Raw genomic sequence first — 25,495 nt, forward strand, 5'->3', positions numbered from 1 at the left:
AAGTATCTGTGCATGTTATGTTTTGAACATAGTCAAAAGACATAGTCTTAAGATAATGACTCATCAGGGCCAACATAGTGCAGGAAACGCCATGGATGTGGAAGGAACCAGCCTGACGCTTAAGGACCTGCTCAGCCCACCGCCACTGATGCCATGGCGCGAGTTCGCCGACTGGATACGGATGGGCGAGGAACACAACATCGTCTGGGGATGGATTCGCAACGGCTCCATCCCCTCCCACCAGGTCGGCAAGCACCTGATGGTCAACGTCGCGTTGCTGACCTGCGAACTGCTGGAAAAGGAGTGGACCCCATGAGCAAGGACGAAAGCCTGGATCTGTGCAGCGTGAAGACCTTCGCCGAAATGACCGGCGTATCCATCGAAGAGGCCATTGCCTGGGTGGACGACGGCACCATTCCGAGCCTGAGGCTAGCTGGCTTCCGCATGGTCAACCTCGCCCGTCTGCGGGAAGACCTGCTCAAGGGTAAAACCGAGTTCTCGGCGGGGGATTACCGACATGTCTAGCCACTGCGTCGCCATCGACAGCGCCACCGCGCTTTCCTGCCTCGGGCAAACGGTGCTGATGGAACTGGGCTGGGATGATGACCCGGAGTCTGTCTGGCGGTGCCTCCATGTGCTGGGCGTGGTGCTGCCGAAGGAGGGCATCTACGAGCATGGGCATTTCGTGGTGGTCAACGCCCTGGCCCCGGAGGCATTCCCCTATGAAATATTCTGGGCCCACATCCGTACCCTGCAACGGGTTTGCCAGTGGATTGACGTGCAGCCTCGCGCCACAGCCTGATCCGGTCGGACACCGCGTGTCCGGCTCGCGCAAGGTCCGCGTCGCCTCGGGCGGGTCCAGCGTCATCTACTACCACTTCACTTCGGCTTTGCAGATTGCACTGCTGCTGATCTACCCGAAGAACGAGAAGGATGATCTGTCGGCCGATGAGCGAAAGGTGCTCAAGCAAATCATTGAGCGGTGGAGGTAATCGCCATGAGCAAATTCTTTGAAGACCTTCTGGAGAGCGTCCAGCAAATGGACGAAATCCACCGTGGCGAACCTAAGCCTTCACGGGAGTTCGCCGTGGACGCGATGAAGGTGAAGAAAATCCGCAAGGCCACCGGCCTGACCCAGGCCAAGTTCGCGGCGATGATCGATGTGCAGCTCGGCACGTTGCGCAATTGGGAGCAGGGGCGGCGTGAGCCTAGGGACCGGCCAAAGCGCTGCTTCGTGCCATTCACAACGACCCCAAGCACGTCATCCAGGTCCTATCGACCTGAGCCTGTGGGTTGTCGATTTCGACACCTCTTCGACACCACCAAACCCCAGAAACGAAAAAACCCCATAAATCAGGGGTTTAGTCAGGGGAATCTGGAGCGGGCGAAGGGAACAGCACCCGGTCACCAACTCGTTTATTACGAACATTTTTTCCGATCCAGGCGTCACGGAATGGACTCGATTGTGGACTCAAGTCTTCGGCCTGGTCAACGCAGGCCGTTGCGGGTGATCCAAAGCGAGCCAAGCACATCCATCAACAGCCAGAGCATCGGATTTCATTCCGAAGTCTATCCGTCTACTGGCACACCACGCCACAGGCCGCAACGGACAGGCGAGCTACGGCCTCAACGAACCGGCTTATCATCGACCGGTGAGGCCTCGTCTTTCACTCGCGCGAGGAACCGCTTCATGGGCTCCGAGGGTTCGCCCCGGCGGCGCAGCAGGTAGGTAGAGAGCATCGGTGGGGTGCCGGTCAGGGGACGAATGGAGATGTCCGGGCGCTGTAGCGTCTGCACCTGCGAGGCGATGGCGAAGCCGATGCCGTAGCCGGCGCCGACCAGGGTCAGCATCACGCCCAGGCTGGTCACTTCATCGACCAGCTTGAGCGGCGTGCCTGCGTCCTGCAGCATCGCTTGAATCTGATGGCGGCAGCCCGATCCCGATTCGGGATGGCACAGAACCAGCGGGAACTTCAAGGCTTCGGCCAGCGGCACCTGGACGTGTGCCAGCAAGGGATGGCGTGCGGGCACGATCACCGACAGCGGATCGGTCCACACCGGCTCGGCGACGAGCCCATCATGCACCGCGTTCGACAACGCAAAGCCGATGTCCAGCAGATCGTTGTGCAGCATCTTGAGCTGCTGCACGAACGGCAACTCGAAGACGCGAATCTCCAGCTCGGGTTCATCCTCGCGGCTGCGTGCCAGCAAGGTAGCGATGCGGGGCTGCGCCAGGCTGTCGCAGATGGCGATGCGCAGATGGCCTTGGTAGCCCTGCGCCGCGGCCTTGGCGCTCTTGACTGCCTGCTCCACGGTAGCCTGCACGCGCCGGCATTCGCCGAGGAACACCTGGCCGGCCCAGGTCAGCCGCGTCAGGCGTGTGCTGCGGTCGAACAACTGTACACCGAGCTGGCTTTCCAGGTCGCGCATCGCACGCGACACAGGCGATTGCTCGATGCCCAGACGCTCGGCTGCACGGGCCAGATGCAGTTCTTCCGCAACTGCGACGAAGTAACGCAGCAATCTGAAATCCAAGGCCGCCTCCTGTCTGTCTTCTTCTGGTTCAGCCTATCGGACGCCAGCATCTCCTACCGCATCCCGTCAGCACCTCCTTCGGTGGCATCGCGTCAAAGCCTCATGACCGCTCGGTGCGCCGGGCACGGCGCGCAGGCGCTCACGTGTGCTGGAGTCCGCGATCGGTGCAGCCGATGACGTCACGCCGGCGTCAGGGCGAGCATGCCGATGCAGTTGGGTGTCTTTCGGGTCACCCCGATCGCCTCCCAGATCGGTCACGAAGTCCGGTTCTAACACGCCCGGACTTCTGCGCAGCCGCCATCACCTGGGCGACGCGCCGGTAGGCCCGCTTGGCGGTCTCCGCGCATGAAGTCCTTGGGCTGCGGATGACGCGGCGCCGAAGCATGCAGCCACTGCGCGAACTGCTCGTCGCTCATGCGTTCGTCTTTCCAGAACACGCTGCGGTCGGCAGTGATGGACAGGGTCGCCGAGTCGGGCTTGATCGACTTCACTCCACTCAGACAACACAATAATGACAATCTGGCAATTTTCCGATAAGGCAACACCGACGGGATAACCGGACTTGCTTGGACACTCGCCCCCCGTGGCCACGACAGAAGGTCGGATGGCGGCGACTGGCAAGCCTCTGTGACCGGCATCGCCGCCGGGAAGCGCTCATGCAGTTCCCTAAAGCCAGAGGAATGGACTCCACTTTCTGAGGAGAAGTACATGAACTTACGCCATCTTCGCTGCTTCATCGCCGTGGCCGAGGAGTTGCACTTCGGCCGGGCGGCGCGGCGGCTGCATATGGAGCAGTCGCCCCTGTCGCGCACGATCCGCCAACTGGAGGCAGGCCTGGGCGTGATGCTGCTGGAGCGCACGCCGCGCGGCGTGCGCCTGACCCCGGCCGGGCAGGTGTTTCTGGAGGAGGCCCGGCGCGTGCTGCTGACCCTTGAGCAAGCCCAGACCAAGACGCGGGCGGTGGCGGTGGGACACCGGGGCACCCTGCGCATCGCCCTGGCCGGCGGCGTCGGGCGGACCCGGCTGTCGGCGCTGCTCGCGCTGTGCCGCGAGGAGGCGCCGGAAGTGGGCATCCGGCTGTTCGAGGCGCCGCTGTTGCAGGTGGTGGGCGGCCTGGGCAACGACCTGTACGACGCGGCCTTTGCGATGGCCGGCGAGATGGCGGCCGGGGTGGTCGCCAGGCCGGTGTGGCAAGATCCACTGGTGGTGGCCATACCCGCGCGGCACCCCTTGCTGGCGCACAAGCGGGTACCGCTGGACGAGGTGGTGGGCTACCCGCTGGTGCTGTGTCACCCGCAGGTGTGTGCGGAGTGCAGCCGGCAATGCGAGCGCCTGCTGCGCCTGGTGGAGACACCGCCGGTCGTGGCCGAGTACGTGACGACCCACTCGTTGATGCTGGCCCTGGTGGCGGCCGGCTATGGCGTGGGATTTTCCACCGCGGCGCACGCGGTGGCATGCCGGCAGGCGGACGTGATCGTCCGGCCGCTGGACGAGGACTCGGCGGCGTTGACGACCTACCTGCTACATCCCGAGGGCGCGATGTCGGAGCCGCTGCGCCACTTCATCGACCGTGCTCAGCGTGTCGGCCATATGCCGTTGGATACGCAACGGCTCGCATGAGGCTGCCTCAGGCGGGTTGACCGATTCCATTTTTGTCAAAGCGCCAGACCTGTTTTGCCACAGCGGGATTCCATTGGCGGTGCACGGGCGCGCTGCACTCAGGCGTTGCTCGCGCTTGCCGTTGGCATCTGCGAGCAACTTCGCATGCCCAACGTGGCGCGTCACAGCGAAGACGCGCGGCGCAACAGTGCTTGCCGTATGCGCATCGGCTCTGGCGTGTTGAGCTGATCGCGCTTTACTGGGCCTCTTTCCCTGCAAAGACTTTGGCCTGGTTATCCGGGTCAAGCATGGTGCCCGCGAATGACGCTGGTGACAGCGTGTTTCGCGGCTTGCGAATTGTGAGTGATGGCGCCATGCGCAGCAAGGCGCGCATCTCGCAACGAAACCGGCGGCATCAACGATGCCACGGTCTTCGCCGCTTCGCCACCTGCTCGTTTCGCCCGGAGATTCCTGGACAGCCACGCACGCCGCCTGTACGGCGGGTGCGCGTGCTTGGACTCGGTGCGATGACGAATGGAGGCGCGCGATATGCCGAAGTCGAGCAGCCTGGCCGATGGCGCCAAGACCTACTACCGCCCGATCGAGGCGGCAATCCGCTGGAGCGGATTGCTGCGCTTCGAGCGGCGCATCCTGGCGACCTTGGGACAGCGGCCTCTGCCGGAGGCAACGGAGTTTCCACACTGGCCGATGCTGCGATTGAACACCGAAAGAATCTTCGATGCGCTGGTTCACGGCGAGATGCCGTATGGCAAGGAGGGCTTGGGGCGGGACACGCAGGGTCTGGCGATGGACGACCCGTCGCTGACGGTGCGGCACGTCGAACTGAAAGCCTGGATGGCGCACTACTACCCCGGCGAGAAACCGGCGTTTCTGTTCGATGAGATCGAGCGTGCGCTTCACCCGGCGATCAGCCTGGACACAGTGGGCGCATTGCTGGCCGAGCGGGAAGCGATCAAGGCGCGGCTGGTGGAACACTTGGGCGTGCACGAGACGCTGCGCGCCGAGCACGAGGCGCTGCTGAAGACGCACGCCGCCTGCGCGGCTGACGCGGAGCGTGCAAACACGCCGGGGCCGCGCAGCGAATCGACCTACCTGAACATCGTTGGCGGGTTACTGACCCTGCTGCTGGGCAAGTCTCCCAGCGGCATGCCGTATTCCAGCTTCCTGACGCAGGAGGCCATCATCAGCGCGATGGTGGCGCACCACGGCAATGCGATGGGCATCACCGAGCGCACCCTGCAGGCCAAATTCGCACTGGCTCGGCGCAGTTTGCAGAGCACAACGTACTGAGCGATGCCAGACCGTATCTGCGGTCGCGGATACCGCATTTGCGGTGTCTTTCTTCAACGCAGCGGTCTTAATTCGAGTCACGCCAATCAGCGCCACTGAGCGTTAAGGAGTGACCCTCATGTCTTCGCAGACCACCGCCACGGCGGCATTGACCGAACACCGCATCCTGCGCCGCGCTGAGGTCGAAGCCAAGACCGGCTTCAAGCGCGCGCACATCTACAGCCTGATGAAGGACGGCAACTTCCCCAAGGCGCTGCGCCTGGGCGTGCGCGCGGTGGGCTGGGACTCGGTGGAGATCGAACAGTGGATCGCCGATCGCCTCAAAGAACGCGCCTGACGCTTCTTCTCGGTTCATGCCATTCGACGAGGAGAAGCTCATGCAGGTGGTGTCCATCATTTCAACCAAGGGCGGCGTCGGCAAGACCACGACGGCGGCCAACCTGGGCGGCCTCATTGCCGATGCCGGGCTGCGCGTGCTGCTGCTGGACCTGGACGTGCAGCCCACGCTGTCGAGCTACTTCACACTGGACGTGCGTGCGCCCGGCGGCATCTACGAGATGCTCGCCTTCAACGAGCGGCGCATCGAGCACCTGGTGTCGCGCACCGCGATCGCGGGCCTGGACCTGGTGCTCTCCAACGACGACCGCGGCGAACTGAACACACTGCTGCTGCACGCGCCCGACGGGCGCCTGCGGCTGCGCAACCTGTTGCCGGTCTTCCGCGAGCACTACGACCTGCTGCTGATCGACACCCAGGGCGCGCGCAGCGTGCTGCTGGAGATGGCGGTGCTGGCGTCCGACCTGGCGCTGTCGCCGGTGACGCCGGAAATCCTCGCGGCGCGCGAGCTGCGGCGCGGCACGCTGCAACTGATCGAGGACATCTCGCCGTATCGGCACCTGAGCATCGAACCGCCGCCGCTGCGCCTGCTCATCAACCGTGTGCATACGGTGTCGTCGAACGCGCGGCTGGTCCAGCAGGCGCTGCGACAGGTGTTCCAGGAACAGGCCGGCGTGCAGGTGCTGGACACCGACGTGCCGGCCATCGAAGCCTATCCGCGCGCTGCGACACGAGGATTGCCGGTGCATCGGGTGGAGTACCGCCAACCGGCGGGCCGCGCGGCGCCCGCGGCGCTGGAGACCATGCGCGCGCTGGCTGGCGAGCTGTTCCCCGCGTGGCGGGAGCGCCTCGCGCTAGTCACCGGCCGGGCCGATGCGGGAGGGGCCGGCCATGGCGAGCGTGCATGAACTGGCGCGCGGCCGTGAACGGCTGCGCGCGTTGATCGAGTTCGCGCTGGGCGAAGGTTGGCGCGTGGTGCGCACGTCCGGCGGGCACCTGAAATTCACGAAACAAGGCTGCGCGTCGATCTACACCAGCTCGACTGCAAGCGACCACCGTGCCGACCGCAATGCCCGCGCGCAACTTCGCCGCGCCGACCGGCAGGCGCAGGAGAACGGCCGTGGCTGAGCTGACGCCGCAGGACATGGCTGCCAAGCTGCTGGCCACCGGCTTCGAGCGCAGCGGCCCTTCGGCCGCGACCTTGAGCGACCCCATCGCCGACACGTCGATGGTGGTGACCCTGGACCAGTTGCGGCCCTACGACCACGACCCGCGCGTGACCCGCAACCCGGCCTATGCAGAGATCAAGGCGTCCATCCGCGAACGCGGGCTGGACGCGCCCCCCACGATCACGCGCAGACCGGGCGAGGCGCACTACATCATTCGCAACGGCGGCAACACGCGGCTGGCCATCCTGCGCGAGTTGTGGAGCGAGACCAAGGAGGAACGCTTCTTCCGCATTGCGTGCCTGTTCCGCCCGTGGCCGGCGCGCGGTGAAATCGTGGCGCTGACCGGGCACCTGGCCGAGAACGAGCTGCGCGGCGGGCTGACCTTCATCGAGCGTGCCTTGGGCATCGAGAAGGCGCGCGAGTTCTACGAGCAGGAAAGCGGCCAGGCGCTGTCGCAGAGCGAACTCGCGCGGCGGCTGACTTCCGACGGCTATCCGGTGCCGCAGTCACACATCAGCCGCATGAACGATGCGGTGCGCTATCTGCTGCCGGCGATCCCGACCCTGCTGTACGGCGGATTGGGTCGGCATCAGGTGGACCGGCTCGCGGTGCTGCGCAAGGCGTGCGAGCGCACCTGGGAGCGGCGTGCGCTCGGCCGCACCGTGGCCGTGGACTTCGCCACCTTGTTTCAGGACGTGCTGACGCAGTTCGACACACAGCCGGACGACTTCTCGCCGCAGCGGGTGCAGGACGAGCTGGTGGGGCAGATGGCCGAGCTGCTGGAGGCGGACTACGACACGCTGGCTCTGGAGATCAACGACAGCGAAAGCCGCCAGCGTGCGCTGATCAGCGAACCGGCGGCTCCGACGCCACCGGTAGCGCCTGTCGTGCCTGCTGCTCCTCCCCCGCCGATCTCCGCGCCTCAGCAGCCATCCGCCTCGTCTGTGCCGCGCGACACCACGCCGGTCGCGCCACCGGCGCCAGCAGCGACACCGCCTGCATCGCCCGAAGCGCCGGAGGACCAGCAAGGGCAACGCGACGAGTGCCTGCAAGGGCACATCGTGACACCGGCACCGACCACCGAGCGCCTGCAGTCCATCCAGCGGATGGTCGCGGACCAGCTCGGCGACAAGCTGCCCGACTTCGAGGCCGATGCGCTGCGGGCGATCCCCGTACAGGCTGGCGGGCTCTTTCCCATCTCGGATGTCTGGTACATCGAGCCGGGACTGGACGCGCCGGATCGCCTGCGCGTGCACATCGCGCAGTTCGCGCGCGAAATCGGCGAGGAAGCGGCGGTTGCCGACCACATCGAGGCCAGCGCCGGCGGCATCGGCTTCGTCTGCGTGTCGCCGGCCGTGGGCCAGGCGAAGGCGCTGCCTGCGTTCGCGCGGGCGGTGCTGACCCTGCTGCATGTACTGAGCGTGGCGCCGCCAGCCGCGAATGGATTGGACCGCGCGCGGCTGGCCGACGAGCTGGCGGCGCTGCTGCATGGCCACGGCGGCTCGGCCACACGCCTGAGCGATGCTGCGCTGGTGAAGCTGTTCCGTCTGCTGCGCCTGGCGCGCCGGTTGCTGGATCTGGAAGCCGGCGTAGCGAGCCAGGATTCCTGAGCGCAGGAGGCTCCCGTATGTCGGCACCGCACCCGCTCAATCAGGCCGTGATCGCCCAGGCCCTGCATGACCTGCGCAACGGCCAGTTGCGCCGCTGCAAGGCCATGGGCTTCGGCGAGGAGGAGCTGGATGCGCTGAAGCACCCCGAACTCGTGAGCATGCTGGTGAATGCCACGGTGTCGTGGTGTTCGGTGTCGGTGAACCGGGAAGTGTTGAAGCGGCTGCTGAGCCAGGTGCACGACGTGGAGCGGGAGATCGCCACGGTGGACCGCATGCTGCGCCTGGGGGCGAGCACGGAGATGGTCAGCAAGTTCTATGGCCTCACGCATCAGGAAGTGGCGCTGCGCCGCGACATCCTCGGCCTGCCCAAGCGCAAGGGCCGACATCCGGTGCTGAACGAGGCGCAGGACGTGGCCTTGTGGGAGCACTGGAAGGCCGCCGTCACCGAGCGCCATATCGCCCTGACCGACGACATGGCGATGCTGGAGCTGACCATGGATCTGGCCGAGGCCATGACTCTGCCCATGTCGGTGATCTGGTCGGCGATACGGAACTGGATCGACCAGGGGCTGGTGTAGGCCATGAGCACGGGTGGCGTACCACGGCGCGAAGGCCCCGTTGCGCTGTCCGCGCTCTTCGACGAGGCCCTGCAGCACCTGCAGCCGGCGCAGGGAACGGCGCCGGCCGCCGACGGTTTCCTCTACAGCGGCAACCGCCATGAGAGCGTGCCGCGCAGGCTGTTCCTCGACCGGCGCCTGACGCCGCTGGAGCGCAACGCCTGGCAGGTGTTCCGCCTGCAGCTCAACGACGACGGCGTGACCGCCTTTCCCACCTACGACCAATTGCGCCCCTACCTGGCCTCGATGCCCTGCGCGGCGCAGGCATCGCACGAGACCGTGGCGCGCGCCCTGACGCTGCTGCGGCTGACGCGCTGGCTGAGCCTGGTGCGACGACGGCGCGACCCCAAGACCGGCCGCATCCAAGGCAACCTCTACGTGCTGCACGACGAACCGCTGTCGCCCTTCGAGGCGATGCAGCTCGATGCCGACTACCTCGGCCTGGTCAGCCAGGCGCTGACCCATGCCGCCAAGGCGGTGCAGATCGTGGGCATGAACACGCTCAAGGAAATTGCCGAAGACCCGCTGCTCAGCGGCCGCACGCTACCGACCCGCCTGCAGGTGCTGGCGCAGCGCATGACACGCCACGGCTTGGCGGCGGAGAGTTATCCACAGGAGGTCGCCGACTACGATTCCGAAGAAGGCCGAAATGCCTTTCTTCGGAATGCTGCGCGCCCGTCTTCGGAATCCGAAGCAGGGCCGGAACCCGCGCCGGACGGCTCTGTTCGGATTCCGAAGGAGGACCGTACAGTACGTAATGATCGTATAAATGAAGCACGTACCGTACCGTGCGCGAGGGCCTTGCAGAACCTGCGGCTGCCCGAGCGCTTCCTGCGCCTGAAGGACGAGCAGCAGGCGGGTGCGCTTGTGGCGCTGCAACAGGTGGACGAGGCGCAGCGCCAGGCGGTGCTCGACGAGTGGGCGGCGCGCTGTGGCGGCAGCACGGTGCGCAATCCGCCCGGCTACCTGTTCGGCATCATCCAGAAGGCGATCCGCGGAGAATTCCGTGCCTGGGCCGGGCAAGGCGATGCCCGCGCCATGTCCGGTCCGGCATCCGCTGTGTCAAAGGCCGCCGGTCCGGAGGTGGCACAGGCTCACATCACGCGCCTGCGCTCGCTGTTGGAGCGGCCATGAACGCGGCACATTGCGCCATCCCCAAGGGATGGTTGCAACAGGAAGCCTTCCGATCAATACGGACCGGGCAAGGAAAAGCCTGCCGGACGCTTGCTGGCGTATTCATTTTTGCGTATGTTGAATACAACAACGGCAACAGGAGCCAGACATGCCCCGGACAACGACCACGACCATGACGGTTCGCCTCAGCGGACCGCTCAGCGATTTCGTCGCCGCCAACGTGGGCGAGCATGGCGACTACGAGAACGTCAGCGAATACATGCGCGACCTGGTCCGCCGCGACAAGGAACGCAAGGAGCAGGAAGCCTTCGACCGGCTGAAGGCCGAGCTAGCCCATGCCTTTGGCGCCCCGGAAACTTCGTATCGTCCCCTGACCGCCGCCGACGTGACCGCGCGCAACCAGGGCTGACGGTTGTGGCCAAGGTCCTGGTCCAGGAGGCGGCGTCCTGGCGGCTCGACGAGATCTACCGCTACACGCGCGATCGCTGGGGCACCGAACAGGCCGATCGCTACATCGCCGGGCTGTTCGAGGCCTTCGACGGCATCGACACGCACCGGACATCGTCCAGGCCCGTCCCGGCCGAGTTCGGCATCGAAGGCTACTTCTTCCGCTACGAACGGCACTTCGTCTACTGGCGCCGGCTCTCGAATGGCGACATCGGCATCGTGACCATCCTGCACGAGCGGATGCACCAGATCGACCGATTCCGGGACGATTTCGGTTCATGACCGGACAGACCGACGGCGATCTCCTGGACCGCCAGCGCGAAGTCCAGCGCGTGCTCGGCCGTTGCATGCTCCGCCTCCAGCAATACGAGCGCCTGATCAAGACCATCGTGGCCCACCACGACTTTACGGGACCGGCCCACGCACTGGCGTCGACCCGCGCGGCGCGCATCGCCGATGCCGCAGGCAAGACGCTCGGCACCCTGGTCGGGCGGCTCTTGGGATCGTATGCCGTCATCGACGGAACCGACACATCCGCCGATTCTTTAGGCAACGCCCCGAAGACCTCATCTCGTTCAGCATGCGGATCCACCTGAGCCTGTCCGCGGAAGACTACGCCCAGACCCAGGACGGCCTGAGGGAATTGGTGTCGCTGCGCAACAATCTGGTGCACCACTTCATCGACCAGCACGACCTGTGGACTTTGGGCGGATGTCGTGAAGCGCACGAGGCGCTGGCCGCCGCCTACGCTCGCATCGACCAGCACTTCGAGCGCCTCCGGGGCTGGGCCGAACACATGGACCAGGCCAGGCGCCTGGCGGCAGAGTTTGTTCAGCCCGATACCTTCCGTGACCTGGTGATCCATGACATCGCCCCGGCTGACTCGGTGGATTGGCCGGCGGCAGGCATCGTCCGCGCCCTGCGCGAGGCCTCGGTCGAACTGGCCGTGGAAGGCTGGACACCCGTTGCCAGCGCAGGACGATGGATCACACAACGGTATCCCGAGCAGCAGCCTGCCAGGTACGGCTGTGCCGGTTGGCGGCAGGTGCTTGCACGAGTCGCGCCTGTTCGAACCGCGCCTGTTCGAACTGAGCTACCGTGACGTGGACGGGCAGCGTGCCGCCTGGTACAGGGCTCGCGCCCACTGTCGAAGTCGTAATGCCGCATCGGCGGCTTTCCCCGTCCTGCTGTCATCTCATCAGGCTATCCCTATCCCCAGGGGATAGCCGGTACAGCCAGCCTTCCGGCAGCGAACAAACCGGGCGCACGCCGATTGCGGTTTGTTGACTGACGGCCTTCCGACCGATGCCGATGCTGGCGACTCGCCCCTTCACCGCGAGTCGCTCCCATGGCCAACGAACGCACAGAACCCCTGCAACTGAATCTCGGATCGCTGCGCAGCGCGATGTCGCTGACGCTGCACACGCACCACGCCTCGCGCATCTGGCACGGCCGTGCGCCGACCGAGGGGCGCCCCGGCATCATCGGTCTCAACGGCTTCATCGGCGCCATGAACAAGATGAAGCGCGGCGCCGAGCAGGACGACCCGTACTCGGACTGGTGGATGTTGCGGATCGAGGACAAGCTCGCCGACACCAAGACCCGTCTGCAGACCCTGCGCGAACAGGTGGACCAAGCCCTGGCCGACGTGCCACCGGCGCTGTCGCTGGGCGAAAACATGAACGTGCAGCCGGTGAAGCTGCCGCTGTTCGTGAATGCACAGCTCGGCTTCATGGCGGTGTATCTGCTGGCCGACTACGACGACCTGGCACGCAAACTCATCCTGGCGCACCACACGGCGCTGATCGACCGCAGCACCCTGGAGCGCTGGCTCAATGATGGCGCGCACGCGCTGCGCAGCCTGTTCTCGCTGGCCCAGCAGTACCGCTACTCGGGCACGACGCGCGATGACTTCGCGGCGAAGAACGCGGCGGCGCGAGCGGCGTTGGAGAAGTTCGGCGAGCTGCCGCAGGACGTGCTGGAAGGTACGCGCCGTTCGCGCTTCGCGCCACCGATCGCGCGGCGGACGACCCAGCCCGGCACGCCGACTGCTGCGCCTGCCGTCGAGCCCGATGCGCCGGCTCCCACGGGTGGCGCAGCCGATGGTGCGGCGGGCGATGAGGGTGCTGGCGCATGACGGCATCGCCCCCCATCAGCCACTCCACGCGCTTCGTGGCGCTGGAACAGGCGGACTTCCAGCGGCTGGAACACGCAGGCTACCTAAAAGGCCTTTTACAGCCTTTTAAGGGTAAGGGGAGTCTGGAGACCTGGGCCAGCCAGTGCGCATCGCTGCGCGACGACGTGATTGGCCTGGCGCAGCGGCGCGTGCTGCCCCAGGCGCGCGCCTACCCCTTCAGCCTGCTCGACGTGCAACTGGCCCAGCAGGCCACTGGCGCAGGGACGACCTTCCTGCGCTGGCGCAACCACGACCGTTCCTCCATGGGCGTGGCGTTGTGGGAGGCCCTGCTGGCCAACCCCGCGACGCCGGCCTCGCTGATCGACGAGCTGTACGCGATGGAACTGCAGCGCATCGTGCTGAACATGCAGATCAGCCTGACCCACAGCATCGCTCGCCAAGCCCTGGAATGCGCCAGCAAGGCCGCCCAGGCCGAAGCGGCTTACCTGCGGCGTGTCCACGGGCATACCGCAGTCGTTCCACCCACCCCCAAGGAGTCACCATGAGCACGCACTTTGTCGGCGAGGGCAACATCGGTTCTGCGCCGGACTACCGCGAATTCCCGAACGGCAACGACGAGCCGCGCCGGCTGCTGCGCCTGAACGTCTACTTCGACAACCCGGTGCCGAAAAAGGACGGCGAGTACGAAGATCGCGGCGGCTTCTGGGCGCCCGTGGAGCTGTGGCACCGCGACGCCGAGCACTGGAAGACGCTGTACCAGAAAGGTATGCGGGTGCTGGTCGAGGGCCGCACCGTGCGCGACGAATGGGAGGACGCCGACGAGAACGAGCGCGTGACGTTCAAGGTCGAGGCGCGGCGCGTGGGCATCCTGCCGTACCGCATCGAGTCGGTGGCGCTCAGCACCAAGCCGGCCGGCGGACAGTAATTCGCCCATCGCCGTTCCCCCGAGGGCGGCTGTAGCAATCGTCATACGCCCGCGATGCACCAGCGAGCTATCCCCAGGGGATAGCTCCAAGGTCGTCCACGGAGTTCCAGCCGCCCTCCCGAAACGACGCTTTTGCTGTGCCAGCTCTGGTCCAGGCGCACCGCTGCGGCAACGAACCGCCTGCCGATCACAAAGCGGTGTCTGCATCAATCGGCTTCCTTGCTGCCGGCATCTCCTGGCCCCGCCAAGCTGACGCCCATCCGATGAACCGCAAATTTCCAAGGAGGCTTCATGCGCGTGTTCCTGTGCGAGAAGCCCTCCCAGGGCAAGGACATCGCCCGTGTGCTGGGTGCCGTTCAACGCGGCAACGGCTGCTACAGCGGCGCGGGTGTCGTCGTGACCTGGTGCATCGGTCATCTGGTCGAGGCGGTTCCGCCCGAAGGCTACGGCGAGCAGTACAAGCGCTGGGCTATGGAGCACCTGCCCATTCTTCCCGAGCGCTGGCGTGTCGAGCCCAAGGCGGCGACCGCTGCGCAGTTCAAGATCGTGCAGCAGCTCGTCGCCAAGGCGGGCGAGCTGGTGATCGCGACCGACGCCGACCGCGAAGGTGAGATGATCGCCCGCGAAATCATCGATCTGTGTGGCTACCGCGGACCGATCCAGCGGTTGTGGCTTTCGGCGCTCAACGATGCATCGATCCGCAAGGCCCTGAGCACGCTCAAGCCGTCCGCCGAAACGCTGCCGCTGTACTTCTCCGCACTCGCCCGATCGCGCGCCGACTGGCTGATCGGGATGAACTTGAGCCGCTTGTTCACACTGCTGGGGCGTCAGGCCGGCTATACGGGCGTGCTGTCGGTGGGGCGCGTGCAGACGCCGACGCTGAAGTTGGTCGTGGATCGTGATCGCGAGATCGCGCGATTCGTCTCCATGCCGTATTGGGCCGTGGATGTGCTGCTATCCCATGCCGGCCAATCCTTCACCGCGAGCTGGATACCGCCTGAAGGCAGCACGGATGCAGCGGGTCGCTGCCTTCAGCAGCCGGTGGCGCAGCAGGCTGCGGATCGCATTCGCGCGGCACGCGATGCGCAGGTCGTGTCAGTGGACACCGAGCGCGTGCGCGAGGCACCGCCGCTGCCGTTCGACCTGGGCACGCTGCAGGAGGTGTGCTCCAAGCAGTTGGGCCTCGACGTGCAGGAGACGCTGGACATTGCCCAGGCGCTGTACGAGACGCACAAGGCGACAACGTATCCGCGCTCGGATTCGGGCTACCTGCCCGAGAGCATGCTGGCCGAGGTGCCGACCGTACTCGACAGTCTGGTCAAGACCGACCCCAGCCTGCGGCCGCTGATCGAGCGCCTGGATCGCCAACAGCGCTCGCGTGCATGGAACGACGGCAAGGTGTCGGCTCACCACGGCATCATCCCGACGCTGGAGCCCGCCAACCTGTCGGCCATGAACGAGAAGGAACTGGCCGTCTACCGGCTGATCCGCGCCCATTACCTCGCGCAGTTCCTCCCGCACCATGAGTTCGACCGGACGGTAGCGCAGTTCTCGTGCGGCAGTCAGTCGCTGGCGGCCGTGGGCAAGCAGATTGCCGTCATCGGCTGGCGTGAGGTGCTGGCGACGCCGGGGCCGGACGATGCCGGTGGCGAGGATGCGCAGCGCAGCCAGGTGCTGCCCGCCCTGCATGCGGGCCTGTCCTGCCCGGTCGGAAAGGTGGATCTCAAGGCGCTGAAGACGCTGCCGCCCAAACCCTACACGCAGGGCGAGCTGATCAAGGCCATGAAGACCGTCGCCAAGTTCGTGACCGACCCGCGCCTGAAACAGAAGCTGCGAGATACCACCGGCATCGGCACCGAGGCGACACGCGCCAACATCATCAGCGGGTTGCTGGCCCGCGGTTATCTCTTGAAGAAGGGCCGCGCCATCCGCGCGTCGGATGCGGCCTTTACATTGATCGACGCCGTGCCGGCGGCCATCGCCAATCCGGGCACGACAGCGGTATGGGAGCAGGCGCTGGACATGATCGAGGCTGGCCAGATGACGCTGGACACCTTTATCGCCAAGCAGTCCGTCTGGGTCGGCCAGCTCGTGCAGCAGTACCGCGGCGCAACGCTCTCGCTCAAGCTGCCGCCGGCGCCGGCCTGCCCGCGGTGCGGCGCACCGATGCAGCAGCGCACGGGCAAGAGCGGCGCGTTCTGGTCCTGCTCGCGCTACCCGAACTGCAAGGGCACGTTGCCGATCGAGTCCTCGGCGGGCCGGCGCAGCGCACCGCGCAAGCGGCGTGCTGCCTCCAAGGCGTCCTGATCCTCACTTCCCCCTGCCGCGCCGGCCACTTCACGGGCGGCGAGGCAAACGTCCCGCACCGCGCGGGACTCCAAGCGCGCGTCTCCTTCTGCAACGGTGTGCGCGCCCCGTCTGCCCACACCATCGGGCGACGGGGCGAGAAGGTCATTGCTCCACGAATCGCGCCCGCCGCCATTCCCTTGATCGGTGTGCCTTGCCTCGGCCACGAGGGGCTTCCTGACGTCTTGCCGCCGCGCGAGCCGTAAGGAGGCCACTTGGGCCGAGGGTATTCGGTGCCGGTGCCCGCCGGTGAAACAACGGGTTCCCTTTGTGTGTGGATACACGCCAGAGGATGCCGGCCCCAGCCACGAAACGGGCCGGGTGAGATTGCTGACGCAGCGAACGGCTTTGACGACGGCCTGCGCTGACGCAGCCCACAGGTGGTTTTCCTTCCTCTCCAGCCGGAGGCCCGCGTGGCCTTCGGCGCCCTGGTCCTTGCTTTGTCCCGTGACGCGGGCCTGCCCTAAAGCGGGCCGTCCGCGATTCGGTTTTCTCTGCGACGACAGCCATGCTTCGCGCCCATCCTCACGCCATGCGTTGCTGACAGTCGTCAGCGGCATGCCCTGGCAGTCTCGGTCTTCAAGACTGCAACGCGGTTCGCCGCGTTGACCGATCCAGTCCGCTTCGCATCGCCCACCGCAGACGCTCGCCGGCCTGGCGACGATGCACTTTTCTCAACCACCCGAGGGGAACCCCATCCCCTGCGGGATGCGTGCTCCCCGACCCACCAAGGAGCACGGCATGTCTGAACCTTCCGCATCTTCCTCTGCAACCGCAGTGCGCAGTGGTGCGCTGGCGCTGGCCTGGACCGGCAAGCGTTTGCCGCTACAGGTGCTGCGCAGCGCGCCCTGGATACCCATCCCTGGACGCAGCGCGCTCACCCCTGATTCCCACCCTTCGAGGAGTCCTCTCATGAATCTGTCTTTACCCGAAGACGTGCTCGATCAGATGGCGCTGGAACAGGCGCACTTCGATGCTGCACCGCAGGCCTTCTTCGAGGCCTGGAAGCGCGGCGCGCAGATCGCCGGCCACGAATGGTTCGGCGACGGCACACGCGAAGGTCTGCAGCGTGCCACCACCAAGTGGGACCTGCGGCCCAACATGCTGATGCTCAACGACGCCCTGGGCGCGCTCAGCAGCGGTCAACGCATGTTCCTGTCCGCGATGGTGAGCTTCTACAACTCCCGCGAGGGCGGCGCGATGCTCAAGCGTTGCGGCTTCGAGGGGCTGTCCGACTTCGGCGGCCTCGATCTGGAACGGCGCCAGGTCATCGCTGACCTCACGTTGCACTACAACGGCTGGTGAGCCGCGCCTGGCAACCCACCGTCCTTTCATCCCACCCCATGAGGGACATGCGTCCCCGTTCGGGGCCATGTCCCTCCTTCTTTTCGCAGGAGCGGCCATGTCCCGAATCAGCATCTTCCACTGACCTGCACCGCCCGCCACCAGGGCGGCCAGACGCCGCGGCCGGCTGACCGGTTGCCACTTCATCCACTCGCTGGGGTTCAATCCCCGGCAGGGGATTGCCTCGGCCATCCTCTGCTGGAGGAATCCCATGTCCCATTCCAAAAACCCCTTCGTCCGCGGCTACGATGGCCTGTCCGTGCAGCGGCTGCTGGCGATTTCCTACGACGACGACTGCCCGCTGAGCTATCTGCCGCTGCACGTCTCGCAGTCGCACCTCCCGGACAGACAGGTCGAGCGCCATGCCTGCGTCTTCTGCGACGACTTCGCGCTGATAACCGAGGGCCAGAACGTGCCGCCCGAGCTGGACGCACAGTGCCCCAGCCACGGTATCGCCCGAAACCTCGTCTACGCCGTCATGGCCGAAGAAGCCGGCCAGCCGCTGCACGTCGGCGATACCTACTCCGAGGAAGCCGCGCGCGAGGTGGTGCGGCGCTTGCGCTTCGAGACCGGGTTCTACAGCCGTGCCTGGGAGATCAGCTCGGCGCACATCACCGAGGAGGCCGGCCGCTATCTGGCCAACCTGGCCGACATCGCCACGCCGAGCGGTTTTCTGTTCGTCGCCTTCCGCATCCCGTACAGCCCCGCGATCGGCGTGAAGTTGATCGCCACGCCCTCGACGGATGCGAACCTGCAGCATGTCGAGGGCATCACCGCCGAAGAGCTGCGGCAGGAGCACCGGGCCAAGGGCATGCCGGAGTCCCTCGTGGAAGTGCTGCACCTGGCTGCGCTCGCCGACGTTCGCATGTTGGTGTTCGATGCCGACGCGCCCGTGCTGGACGGGCTGACGCTCTACGACGACGAGTAACCCGCGACCCATTCGAGCCCCCACGTCGGGGCTCTTCTTTTCCGCGGAACGCGGTGCCGGCGCGTTGCCGATTCCCGGCGGACGGCCGCCGTCATGTGCCGCACGCTGGCCGCATGTTCGCTGGCGTTGCCGGCAGCATGCCCAGGCAGTCGAGACCTTCCAGACTGCGGCGCGGTTCGCCGTGCTGGTCGTTTCCTTCGCCGGACGCATACCGCGTTCATCCACCTCACCCTCAAGGGACAGACCTCCCTTGCGGGCGGGAGTCCCTTGGTTGCCACAAGGAGTCTCCCCATGGATACCCAAGCCATCCGCGCACAGATGCCGACGCTCATCGTCGGTCATGTGCCTTCCAACGTCCGTTCGTTCAAGTTCAACATCTTCGACGGTCAGCCCAAGGTTTCGACGCTGGGCTTTCACATCGACCCGAAGCCTTTCGAGGGCAGGGTCATCGCCACCACCGACGAGGCCATCGTCGTCAAGACGGGACGAGCCGAGTTCGCGGTGCTTGATCGAACGCTCGTGACCGAGGTGCCCGACGAGGGCGCCAAGGTGCAGGTCGAACCCTATGTCAGACGCTGCTTCGACGGTCAGCGGGCGGACACGCCCGAGGAGCGGATCGAGTTCACCGCCGACGGCCAGCCCTACACGGTGAAGCGGTTCGTGCTCGGTTCTGCGCCGGCGAAGCTGCCGATCCCGGAGCCGCGCTGCCCCGAGCTGCAGGAACTGATCGTCCAACTGGAGCAGTTGCCCGCTCCCGATGGTTTCCGGCGCGTCACCCACCTGTTGGTGGATGCCGGTGCGCGGGACATCACCTGGGTCGATCCGCTGCCCGCCGACATCATCCGCACGCCACCGGCCATCGGCTTCACCGTCGCCACGATGAAGTTCCAGGGTCGCGTCACTGTGCTGTATGAGCGTGGCCTCGACCTCTACGCGGTGGAGCTGCACCGCGACGGCGAGCTGATCGAACGGGTCGATGAGGTGTTCTTCGGCTCACTTGGGGAAACGCTGGAACGGCTGATCGACGACGGAAGCTGGCGGCGCATCCGTGTGCAGCGCCTGTCCGGTGTGGTGGCCTAATTTCCCTGGACACCTCGATAGGTGGAAAATCCACTGACAGGGGAATATTTATGAGCCGTAAACGCAGAGAGTTCGACGCCAGCTTCAAGCTGCAAGTCGTGAAAATGATCAAGGAACAGGGCCTGACTGTTCCGCAAGTCTGCCGAGACATGGATCTTGGCGAGACCGCCGTGCGTCGCTGGGTGCAGCAGTACGACGCGGAGTCATCGGGCCAGACCGGGATCGGGAAGCCGCTGACGGCCGAGCAGCAACGAATACGGCAGCTTGAAGCTGAAAACCTTCGGCTCAAGCAGGATAACGAACTGTTAAAAAAAGCATCGGCCTTCTTTGCCCGGGAAATGAAGTGATCTATCTTGATCGCTCAGGAGCAGCAGAAGGCCCCTACCAAGAGGCTTTGTCGATTATTTGGAGTGAGTCGTTCGGGCTATTACGCGGTGTCTCGAGGCCTGTTGCAGCCGCCCAAGGCGTGCCCTGTGACTACCACCTTGAAAGCCCAGTTCATGGCGAGCGGCCGCACCTATGGCAGTCGTCGCTTGCAAGCGGCGCTTAAGGCTCAGGGCTTTCAGTACGGGCGCTACCGGGTGTACCGGGTGAGGCAACTGATGAAGAAGCACCAGTTGCGACCGACCTGGAGGCGCAAGTTCATCCACACCACCGACAGCAAACACGACCTCCCGATAGCGGCCAATATCCTGAACCGGCAGTTCAATCCCGAGGGCATCAACCAGGCCTGGGTGGCGGATATCACTTACATTCGAACACGCCGCGGCTGGCTCTATCTGGCAGCGGTAATGGATCTTTTCTCGCGCAAGATCATCGGTTGGTCGATGGCGCCGAACATGCCGGCAGAACTGGTGTGCTCGGCGTTACAGATGGGGATCGCCCAACGCCAGCCTGCAGCCGGGCTGATCGTGCACTCGGATCGTGGCAGCCAATATGCCAGCGCGGCTCATCAAGGCGTACTGGCTCAGCATGGTCTGGTGATGAGCATGAGCCGCAAGGGAAATTGTTGGGACAATGCGGTGATGGAGCGCTTCTTCCTGAACCTGAAAATGGAGCGGGTCTGGCAGCTTGACTACGCCAACCACAGCGAAGCGATGACAGATATCGCCGACTACATCGTCGGCTTCTACAACAACGAGCGTCTGCACTCGAGCCTAAGCTATCAAGCGCCAACAGCGTTCGAGCGGCAACAGCAAAAACAACCTATCGCAGTGTCCGAAATTAGTTGACCACTACACGGTCGCAAGGCGGTCCGGCACTGACCTCCCAGCAGCTTCCTGCCCTCGCGGCGGGAAGCCTCTCTTCCTGCCTCCCTGGAGACACCCATGACTGTTCGATTCAAAGGCACGGAGCTGCGGCCCGTGCTCGCCGAAGCGGCGGCGAATCAATGCCGCGTCATCCTGGTCAAGGATCACGGCGTGTACTTCCTGGCCGAGCGCGGCGAGCGCCGACACGATGGTCGCCAGAAGACCATCGCCTATGCCGCCGGCTTGCAACCCGGACGTTGATGCATTCGATGACTGGTGGGAGCTGGCGCGCACCGAGTTCGGCGGCGACGACTTCGGCGAGTTCTTCGATCCGCACGATGGTGTCTTCGCGCTCATCCTGAGCGGCGAGGGAGACCTCGACGTGTCCGCCACCGCGACACACCTGTCGCTGCAGGCGGTTCCTCCCACACCCAGCGGTAACTGACCGCCCATTCCTGGCCCCCGCTCCGGGGGCCTCTTTCTTCCCGGCAATGTGGACCGCCGCGAGTACCGATTTCCGCTCGCCTGCGCGCCGTCCTGGCGCCACGCTTCCGGCCATGTTCCGCTGACGTCCGTCAGCGACATGCCCAGGCAGCCACGATCTTCAAGGCTGCGACGCGGTTCCGACCGCGTCGATCACATCAGTTCGCACCGGCATCCATGCGCGAACGGCCATCGGTTCTCGATGGTGATGCCCCAAGCTGTTCCATCAACCCACGCGGGGGTTCCACACCTTCCCCGCCTGGGTCGGGTGTGTCTCCGCCTCATTGTTCTCAGGAGATTCACCATGACCACTTCCACCGAAAAGTCCTACTTCGATCTGCACATCACCGGCCTCGGGTACCTCAACCGCATCCGCGACGTGAAGCCCAAGAAAGGCGATGCGTTCCTGGCCTGCGACATCGCGGCGCTCAACGGTCCCAGCGTAAAACCGGAATACCGCCGTTTCGACGTGCGCGTATCCGGCAGTGAGGCGCAGCACCTGATCCGTCGTTGCGAGGAGGCCGTCAAGGCCGAACGCAAGGTGCTGATCGGGTTCCGCCTGGGCGACCTGTGGACCGACATCTTCACCTACACCAAGGGGAAGAATGAAGGAAAGCCGGGCGTCAGCCTGAAGGCCCGCCTGCTCTTCGTGAGCTGGATCAAGATCGATGGCGAGATGGTCTACGAGGCCGAGCCCAAGACGACCGATGACGCGGCGAGCGAGGATGCACCAGCACCCTCCAGCGCGTCGGCAGCCCAGGATGCGCCCGTATCCGAAGCCGCCATCAATGACGACGCTGATGCACCTGCTGAGGCGCCGGCCCTGGCCGATTCGTTCTGATCTGCAAGGCCCCGTGCGCATGCACCGGGGCCTTGTTTTCTTCCCCTTCGATCGAGCACTGCCTGCGCCCCGGCGCCGGCGGCACGCGATCGCTCATTCATCGAAAGGAGCTATCCATGATCACTGTTCCAGGCCAGTTGGCCATCAAGACCATCCACGGTCGCAACGGCGACTTCAACGTCGGCCGCCTGGCGACTTCCATCGGCGAGTTCGTCATCAAAAATGCCGAACTCGACCAGTACGCCGAAGGCAAGTACGACGGCGACTTCATCATCACCGAGATCCGGCCCTCCACCTACAACACCAGTGGGCGGATGGTGATCGAGATTCGCGCCCACCTGGGCGGTATGACCTTGTCCAGCATCGATCCCCTGAGCCGTGACGAAGCCCGCCGGCTGAGTCCGCAGGAAGTCGATCCGATCGACGAAGAGGCGCAGACACCTGTGCCTGTCGCAGCCCCGGCACCTGCCAAGGCGAAGGGTCGCAAGACCCGCGATCCGCTGGTCGATACCACGCCGTTCGGCACCGAGAAAGCGGCCAAGCCGTCTTCCGTGGCCTCGGCCGATGAAGACGACACCGCACTGTTCGGAGCGCTATGGCCGCTGGGCGACATCGTCAAGCTCGATCCGACTGTGGATCGTCGTGTCCTGCGTCAGCAGCGCGACCGCCTCGGAGCGCTGGGTTATTCGTTCGCCCCGCTGTCCCAGGACTGGCACCTCGCCAGCGCCTGATCCACCCGTCGCTTCCCGCGACGTTTCAACCACCCGTCGGGGCACTTCCACCGTCGGGGGAGTGCTCCGGCTTTTTTCACAGGAGAACTCCCATGGGCTGGTATTTCTCGCGGCAAACCCGCGACCAACTGATCCACAAACTGATCGAACCGCAGGACGCCGAAAACGCTCGCTCGGAGGTCATCGCCCACACCCTGCGCGGCAACGTGCTGTGGTCCGTGGTGCGCATCACCGCCAAGCGGGCGGGAGTCATGAAGCTCGCTGTCGGCGATTCCATCAACGTCATCCGTTGCGACCTGCTGCAAGGATCGGGTGGCGAATGGGGCTACAAGCCGCTGGATGAATCCATGCACCCCTACTACTACTCGTGCCCGTTGCGCTATCTCGACATGGCGCCGGTGCAATCCCCCGAGTGGCGCGAAGGGGTGCGCGCCCATCACGCACGTCGGCGCAAGCCGGCGGCGTTGATGGCGTGATGCCGGAGGCGTTCGTCATGGACCCGATCCTGGCCGCCCTCCCGGCATCGTTGCTGCGCCTGGTCGAAGACCAGTTGTCCAACAACGACGTTTCTTCCGACGACGAACCGCTTGATCACTTCATCAGCGACGGTCTCACCGAGGAACAGGCACGGCAGGCGCTGACCTACCGCGACCAGTACTTCGTCAATCTTCTCCTGGACGGTTTCACACCGATCCACAAGGGAAGCGAGGCGCTTCGTTTCAATCCCTACAGCCGGCAGTTCGAGCCGGACTGAACCGCAGGCCCTTGCTTCACGGGCCTGCATTCCTCTCTACCTGACCTGTCCAGGCTCTGTTGCGCAGGGCCTTTCTTTTGTCCCACGCGGTCGCGCATCCGGCTTACCGCCGCTCGATGCCGATTGCTCCAATCCTCAAGGAGATAGTCATGCAACTCTCATCCCGTTTTTCCCAGCGCTCTCCGGTGCTGCGCTCGGATCATCCGCTGTCGGACGATCAGGTCCGCACCGTCGCCCCCTCCATCTTCGCGGAGACCCCGCACGAAAGCCGTTCCCAGCGCTACAGCTACATCCCGACTGCGGCCGTGTTGGCGGAGTTGCGCAAGGAGGGTTTCCAACCGTTCATGGTTTGCCAGACACCTGTGCGCCACGAAGATCGTCGCGATTACACCAAGCACATGCTGCGGCTTCGTCACGCGAGCCAGATCGACGGCACCGAGGCGAACGAAATCATCCTGCTCAATTCGCACGATGGTACGAGCAGCTATCAAATGCTCGCCGGCATGTTTCGATTCGTTTGCCAAAACGGCCTGGTGTGCGGCGACACGTTCGCCGACGTGCGCGTGCCTCACAAGGGCAACGTCACCGATCATGTCATCGAAGGCGCCTACGAGGTGCTGGATGGCTTCGAGCGGGTGCAGCACTCGCGCGACGCCATGGGTGCCATCACACTCGACGACGGTGAGGCCGAGGTCTTCGCCCGCTCGGCGTTGACCCTCAAGTACGACGACTCTGGCAAGGCCGTGCCGATCACGGAGAGCCAGATTCTGCGGCCACGTCGTTTCGACGACAACCGTTCGGACCTGTGGTCGGTCTTCAATCGCGTGCAGGAGAACCTCGTCAAAGGTGGCTTGACCAGCCGTACCGCGAACGGGCGCCAGCGGCAGACGCGGCCCGTTCAAGGCATCGACCAGAACGTCCGGCTCAACCGGGCGCTATGGCTGCTGGCGGAAGGTCTGCGTCAGTTGAAAGCCTGACCCCCATGCGGATCGTGCCCATCGCGGCATGGTCCGCTTTTTTTCGTTCAGCAGAAGCCCCTTCGACATCTGCCTCACAAACAAGGTTGTGTTGCGTGGCGGTTTCTTGCTCCCGCACATTGGGTCGTTCTCTTTGCCACGACGCTCACGGCGTTTCCTTCGATCCCCCTGGGGCAGTGACTGCCCTCGCGGGTGGTGCTGCCTCTGCTTTTTTTGAGGACATCACCATGCCTGCACCTTCTTCCGCGAAACCGCTGTACCGCATCGACGAATGCCCCGACCTCATGGCCGACGCTTGCGTCGGTGACGAGCAGGGCAATCTTGTCTTTCTCTCGATCTGGGCGCGCGACACCGCCGTTCAGGAGTTCCTCGCCCGCCTGACGCTCGGCCGGGATGAACAGGGGCTCGACCAGTTCCACGTCATCACCGATCAGGGCGCATGCGTCCCGCTCTTCGTCGGCAACGTCGAGAACCTGGAAAAGCGCATCACCCGCGCCTACCGGCGAACGCTGTTCGGTTCGCTGACGAACGTGTGGCTGTTCGATCGTCGCTGCGTGAAGCCAGACAAGGCCAACGCCAGCGCGCTGGCGCTTCTGCCCAGGGATTCCGCTCACCGGCTCGACCGGCTGTGGACGCTGGTGCAGGACACCTGCCCGCTGCCACTGCTCGACCACTGGCGCGACACCGTGCTGGAGCTGTTGCAGACACGGCGGATGCTGACCGGTCTTCCCTTGGCCCTCGGGCCGCTGGAAGGCCATCGGCTGGCCCTCGATGTCCCGGCGCTGACGAAGGCGCTGGGCGAGCTGATCCGCAACGGCACCCTCGGCGCCACGCAGTACGAACTGGCCGCGAACGCACCGCTTCGGCGTGTGGCGTGAGCCAGCCCCACGGGCATGCGCGCCGCGCGCGTGTCCGCCTTCCCTCATCCATCACCAGGAGAA

31 protein-coding genes and 3 pseudogenes are annotated in these 25,495 nt (G+C 65.1%); 32 read left to right on the forward strand and 2 right to left on the reverse strand.

Features of this window, described 5'->3' with window-relative positions:
* Window positions 1-91 precede the first annotated feature (91 nt).
* From KF707C_RS07610 to KF707C_RS07630, 5 genes and pseudogenes are all read left to right on the forward strand, one after another.
* Entirely contained in the window at window positions 92-316 is a 225-nt protein-coding gene (locus KF707C_RS07610; protein WP_003451033.1) for a hypothetical protein, read from the forward strand.
* Window positions 313-525 (forward strand): hypothetical protein, encoded by a 213-nt coding sequence (locus KF707C_RS07615; RefSeq protein WP_003451125.1) that lies wholly within the window; start codon window positions 313-315, stop codon window positions 523-525. The genes KF707C_RS07610 and KF707C_RS07615 overlap by 4 nt, the downstream gene beginning before the upstream one ends.
* Window positions 518-802, forward strand: coding sequence for a hypothetical protein (locus KF707C_RS07620; RefSeq protein ID WP_003451126.1), 285 nt, complete (start codon window positions 518-520; stop codon window positions 800-802). The genes KF707C_RS07615 and KF707C_RS07620 overlap by 8 nt, the downstream gene beginning before the upstream one ends.
* Complete coding sequence (locus KF707C_RS30100; protein ID WP_394296129.1) at window positions 723-992, forward strand: type II toxin-antitoxin system RelE/ParE family toxin; 270 nt, start codon at window positions 723-725, stop codon at window positions 990-992. Before KF707C_RS07620 ends, KF707C_RS30100 begins: the two co-directional genes overlap by 80 nt.
* A gap of 5 nt (window positions 993-997) precedes the next feature.
* Window positions 998-1,284, forward strand: a pseudogene (locus KF707C_RS07630) (helix-turn-helix domain-containing protein).
* Between the two features lie 342 nt (window positions 1,285-1,626).
* On the opposite strand, the gene KF707C_RS07635 reads toward KF707C_RS07630, so the two are convergent.
* Together KF707C_RS07635 and KF707C_RS29520 are read right to left on the reverse strand one after the other, a co-directional pair.
* Entirely contained in the window at window positions 1,627-2,535 is a 909-nt protein-coding gene (locus KF707C_RS07635) for a LysR family transcriptional regulator (protein WP_003451128.1), read from the reverse strand.
* Window positions 2,536-2,804: 269 nt separating this feature from the next.
* Window positions 2,805-3,245 (reverse strand): ExbD/TolR family protein, encoded by a 441-nt coding sequence (locus KF707C_RS29520; RefSeq protein ID WP_192817696.1) that lies wholly within the window; start codon window positions 3,243-3,245, stop codon window positions 2,805-2,807.
* Between KF707C_RS29520 and KF707C_RS07645 the strand changes: the two genes are divergently transcribed.
* From KF707C_RS07645 to KF707C_RS07780, 27 genes and pseudogenes are all read left to right on the forward strand, one after another.
* Window positions 3,244-4,155, forward strand: coding sequence for a LysR family transcriptional regulator (locus KF707C_RS07645; RefSeq protein WP_003451130.1), 912 nt, complete (start codon window positions 3,244-3,246; stop codon window positions 4,153-4,155). The genes KF707C_RS29520 and KF707C_RS07645 overlap by 2 nt on opposite strands.
* 528 nt (window positions 4,156-4,683) lie before the next feature.
* On the forward strand, window positions 4,684-5,445 hold the full coding sequence (locus KF707C_RS07655; protein WP_003451131.1) for a hypothetical protein: 762 nt from the start codon (window positions 4,684-4,686) through the stop codon (window positions 5,443-5,445).
* 118 nt (window positions 5,446-5,563) lie between these two features.
* Complete coding sequence (locus KF707C_RS07660; RefSeq protein ID WP_003451132.1) at window positions 5,564-5,782, forward strand: AlpA family transcriptional regulator; 219 nt, start codon at window positions 5,564-5,566, stop codon at window positions 5,780-5,782.
* A gap of 40 nt (window positions 5,783-5,822) precedes the next feature.
* Entirely contained in the window at window positions 5,823-6,689 is an 867-nt protein-coding gene (locus KF707C_RS07665; RefSeq protein ID WP_003451133.1) for a ParA family protein, read from the forward strand.
* Window positions 6,673-6,909, forward strand: coding sequence for a hypothetical protein (locus KF707C_RS07670; RefSeq protein ID WP_003451134.1), 237 nt, complete (start codon window positions 6,673-6,675; stop codon window positions 6,907-6,909). Before KF707C_RS07665 ends, KF707C_RS07670 begins: the two co-directional genes overlap by 17 nt.
* Window positions 6,902-8,560 carry a ParB family protein gene (locus KF707C_RS07675; protein WP_003451135.1) on the forward strand — a complete coding sequence of 553 codons (1,659 nt, stop codon included), beginning with the start codon at window positions 6,902-6,904 and terminating at the stop codon, window positions 8,558-8,560. Before KF707C_RS07670 ends, KF707C_RS07675 begins: the two co-directional genes overlap by 8 nt.
* A 17-nt stretch (window positions 8,561-8,577) precedes the next feature.
* A complete protein-coding gene (locus KF707C_RS07680) occupies window positions 8,578-9,138 on the forward strand; it encodes a DUF2857 domain-containing protein (RefSeq protein WP_003451146.1) in 561 nt (186 codons plus the stop codon).
* A gap of 3 nt (window positions 9,139-9,141) precedes the next feature.
* Complete coding sequence (locus KF707C_RS07685) at window positions 9,142-10,311, forward strand: STY4528 family pathogenicity island replication protein (RefSeq protein ID WP_003451161.1); 1,170 nt, start codon at window positions 9,142-9,144, stop codon at window positions 10,309-10,311.
* 148 nt (window positions 10,312-10,459) lie between these two features.
* Window positions 10,460-10,720, forward strand: coding sequence for a ribbon-helix-helix domain-containing protein (locus KF707C_RS07690; RefSeq protein WP_003451164.1), 261 nt, complete (start codon window positions 10,460-10,462; stop codon window positions 10,718-10,720).
* A gap of 5 nt (window positions 10,721-10,725) precedes the next feature.
* On the forward strand, window positions 10,726-11,040 hold the full coding sequence (locus tag KF707C_RS07695; RefSeq protein WP_003294157.1) for a type II toxin-antitoxin system RelE/ParE family toxin: 315 nt from the start codon (window positions 10,726-10,728) through the stop codon (window positions 11,038-11,040).
* Window positions 11,037-11,354, forward strand: a complete 318-nt coding sequence (locus tag KF707C_RS29655) for a hypothetical protein (protein WP_003451167.1) — start codon at window positions 11,037-11,039, stop codon at window positions 11,352-11,354. The genes KF707C_RS07695 and KF707C_RS29655 overlap by 4 nt, the downstream gene beginning before the upstream one ends.
* A complete protein-coding gene (locus KF707C_RS29660; protein WP_003451169.1) occupies window positions 11,339-11,860 on the forward strand; it encodes an OST-HTH/LOTUS domain-containing protein in 522 nt (173 codons plus the stop codon). Before KF707C_RS29655 ends, KF707C_RS29660 begins: the two co-directional genes overlap by 16 nt.
* A 246-nt stretch (window positions 11,861-12,106) precedes the next feature.
* Window positions 12,107-12,895 carry a PFL_4669 family integrating conjugative element protein gene (locus KF707C_RS07705; RefSeq protein WP_003451170.1) on the forward strand — a complete coding sequence of 263 codons (789 nt, stop codon included), beginning with the start codon at window positions 12,107-12,109 and terminating at the stop codon, window positions 12,893-12,895.
* Window positions 12,892-13,440 carry a DUF3158 family protein gene (locus KF707C_RS07710; protein ID WP_003451171.1) on the forward strand — a complete coding sequence of 183 codons (549 nt, stop codon included), beginning with the start codon at window positions 12,892-12,894 and terminating at the stop codon, window positions 13,438-13,440. Before KF707C_RS07705 ends, KF707C_RS07710 begins: the two co-directional genes overlap by 4 nt.
* On the forward strand, window positions 13,437-13,820 hold the full coding sequence (locus KF707C_RS07715) for a single-stranded DNA-binding protein (protein ID WP_003451173.1): 384 nt from the start codon (window positions 13,437-13,439) through the stop codon (window positions 13,818-13,820). Before KF707C_RS07710 ends, KF707C_RS07715 begins: the two co-directional genes overlap by 4 nt.
* 291 nt (window positions 13,821-14,111) lie before the next feature.
* Complete coding sequence (locus KF707C_RS07720; RefSeq protein WP_003451175.1) at window positions 14,112-16,127, forward strand: DNA topoisomerase III; 2,016 nt, start codon at window positions 14,112-14,114, stop codon at window positions 16,125-16,127.
* A 951-nt stretch (window positions 16,128-17,078) separates the two neighbouring features.
* Window positions 17,079-17,471: a hypothetical protein gene (locus tag KF707C_RS07730; RefSeq protein ID WP_003451177.1), complete on the forward strand. Its 393-nt coding sequence runs from the start codon at window positions 17,079-17,081 to the stop codon at window positions 17,469-17,471.
* A 250-nt stretch (window positions 17,472-17,721) separates the two neighbouring features.
* Window positions 17,722-18,438 (forward strand): DUF5983 family protein, encoded by a 717-nt coding sequence (locus KF707C_RS07735; RefSeq protein ID WP_003451181.1) that lies wholly within the window; start codon window positions 17,722-17,724, stop codon window positions 18,436-18,438.
* Between the two features lie 291 nt (window positions 18,439-18,729).
* Entirely contained in the window at window positions 18,730-19,518 is a 789-nt protein-coding gene (locus KF707C_RS07740) for a hypothetical protein (RefSeq protein WP_003451183.1), read from the forward strand.
* Between the two features lie 50 nt (window positions 19,519-19,568).
* Window positions 19,569-20,750: pseudogene (locus tag KF707C_RS07745) on the forward strand (IS3 family transposase).
* Window positions 20,751-20,846: 96 nt separating this feature from the next.
* Window positions 20,847-21,213 (forward strand): annotated as a pseudogene (locus tag KF707C_RS07750) (DUF3085 domain-containing protein).
* A gap of 342 nt (window positions 21,214-21,555) precedes the next feature.
* Window positions 21,556-22,092 carry an STY4534 family ICE replication protein gene (locus KF707C_RS07755; RefSeq protein WP_003451191.1) on the forward strand — a complete coding sequence of 179 codons (537 nt, stop codon included), beginning with the start codon at window positions 21,556-21,558 and terminating at the stop codon, window positions 22,090-22,092.
* Window positions 22,093-22,208: 116 nt separating this feature from the next.
* Window positions 22,209-22,823, forward strand: a complete 615-nt coding sequence (locus tag KF707C_RS07760) for a DUF3275 family protein (protein ID WP_003451192.1) — start codon at window positions 22,209-22,211, stop codon at window positions 22,821-22,823.
* Between the two features lie 92 nt (window positions 22,824-22,915).
* Window positions 22,916-23,299, forward strand: coding sequence for a hypothetical protein (locus tag KF707C_RS07765; RefSeq protein ID WP_003451194.1), 384 nt, complete (start codon window positions 22,916-22,918; stop codon window positions 23,297-23,299).
* Between the two features lie 17 nt (window positions 23,300-23,316).
* Window positions 23,317-23,577, forward strand: coding sequence for a hypothetical protein (locus tag KF707C_RS07770; protein ID WP_003451196.1), 261 nt, complete (start codon window positions 23,317-23,319; stop codon window positions 23,575-23,577).
* 149 nt (window positions 23,578-23,726) lie between these two features.
* Complete coding sequence (locus tag KF707C_RS07775; RefSeq protein ID WP_003451198.1) at window positions 23,727-24,554, forward strand: DUF932 domain-containing protein; 828 nt, start codon at window positions 23,727-23,729, stop codon at window positions 24,552-24,554.
* Between the two features lie 227 nt (window positions 24,555-24,781).
* Window positions 24,782-25,432 carry a hypothetical protein gene (locus tag KF707C_RS07780; RefSeq protein ID WP_003451200.1) on the forward strand — a complete coding sequence of 217 codons (651 nt, stop codon included), beginning with the start codon at window positions 24,782-24,784 and terminating at the stop codon, window positions 25,430-25,432.
* Window positions 25,433-25,495 lie beyond the last annotated feature (63 nt).

The sequence above is a fragment of the Pseudomonas furukawaii genome, assembly GCF_002355475.1.
GTDB lineage: Bacteria > Pseudomonadota > Gammaproteobacteria > Pseudomonadales > Pseudomonadaceae > Metapseudomonas > Metapseudomonas furukawaii.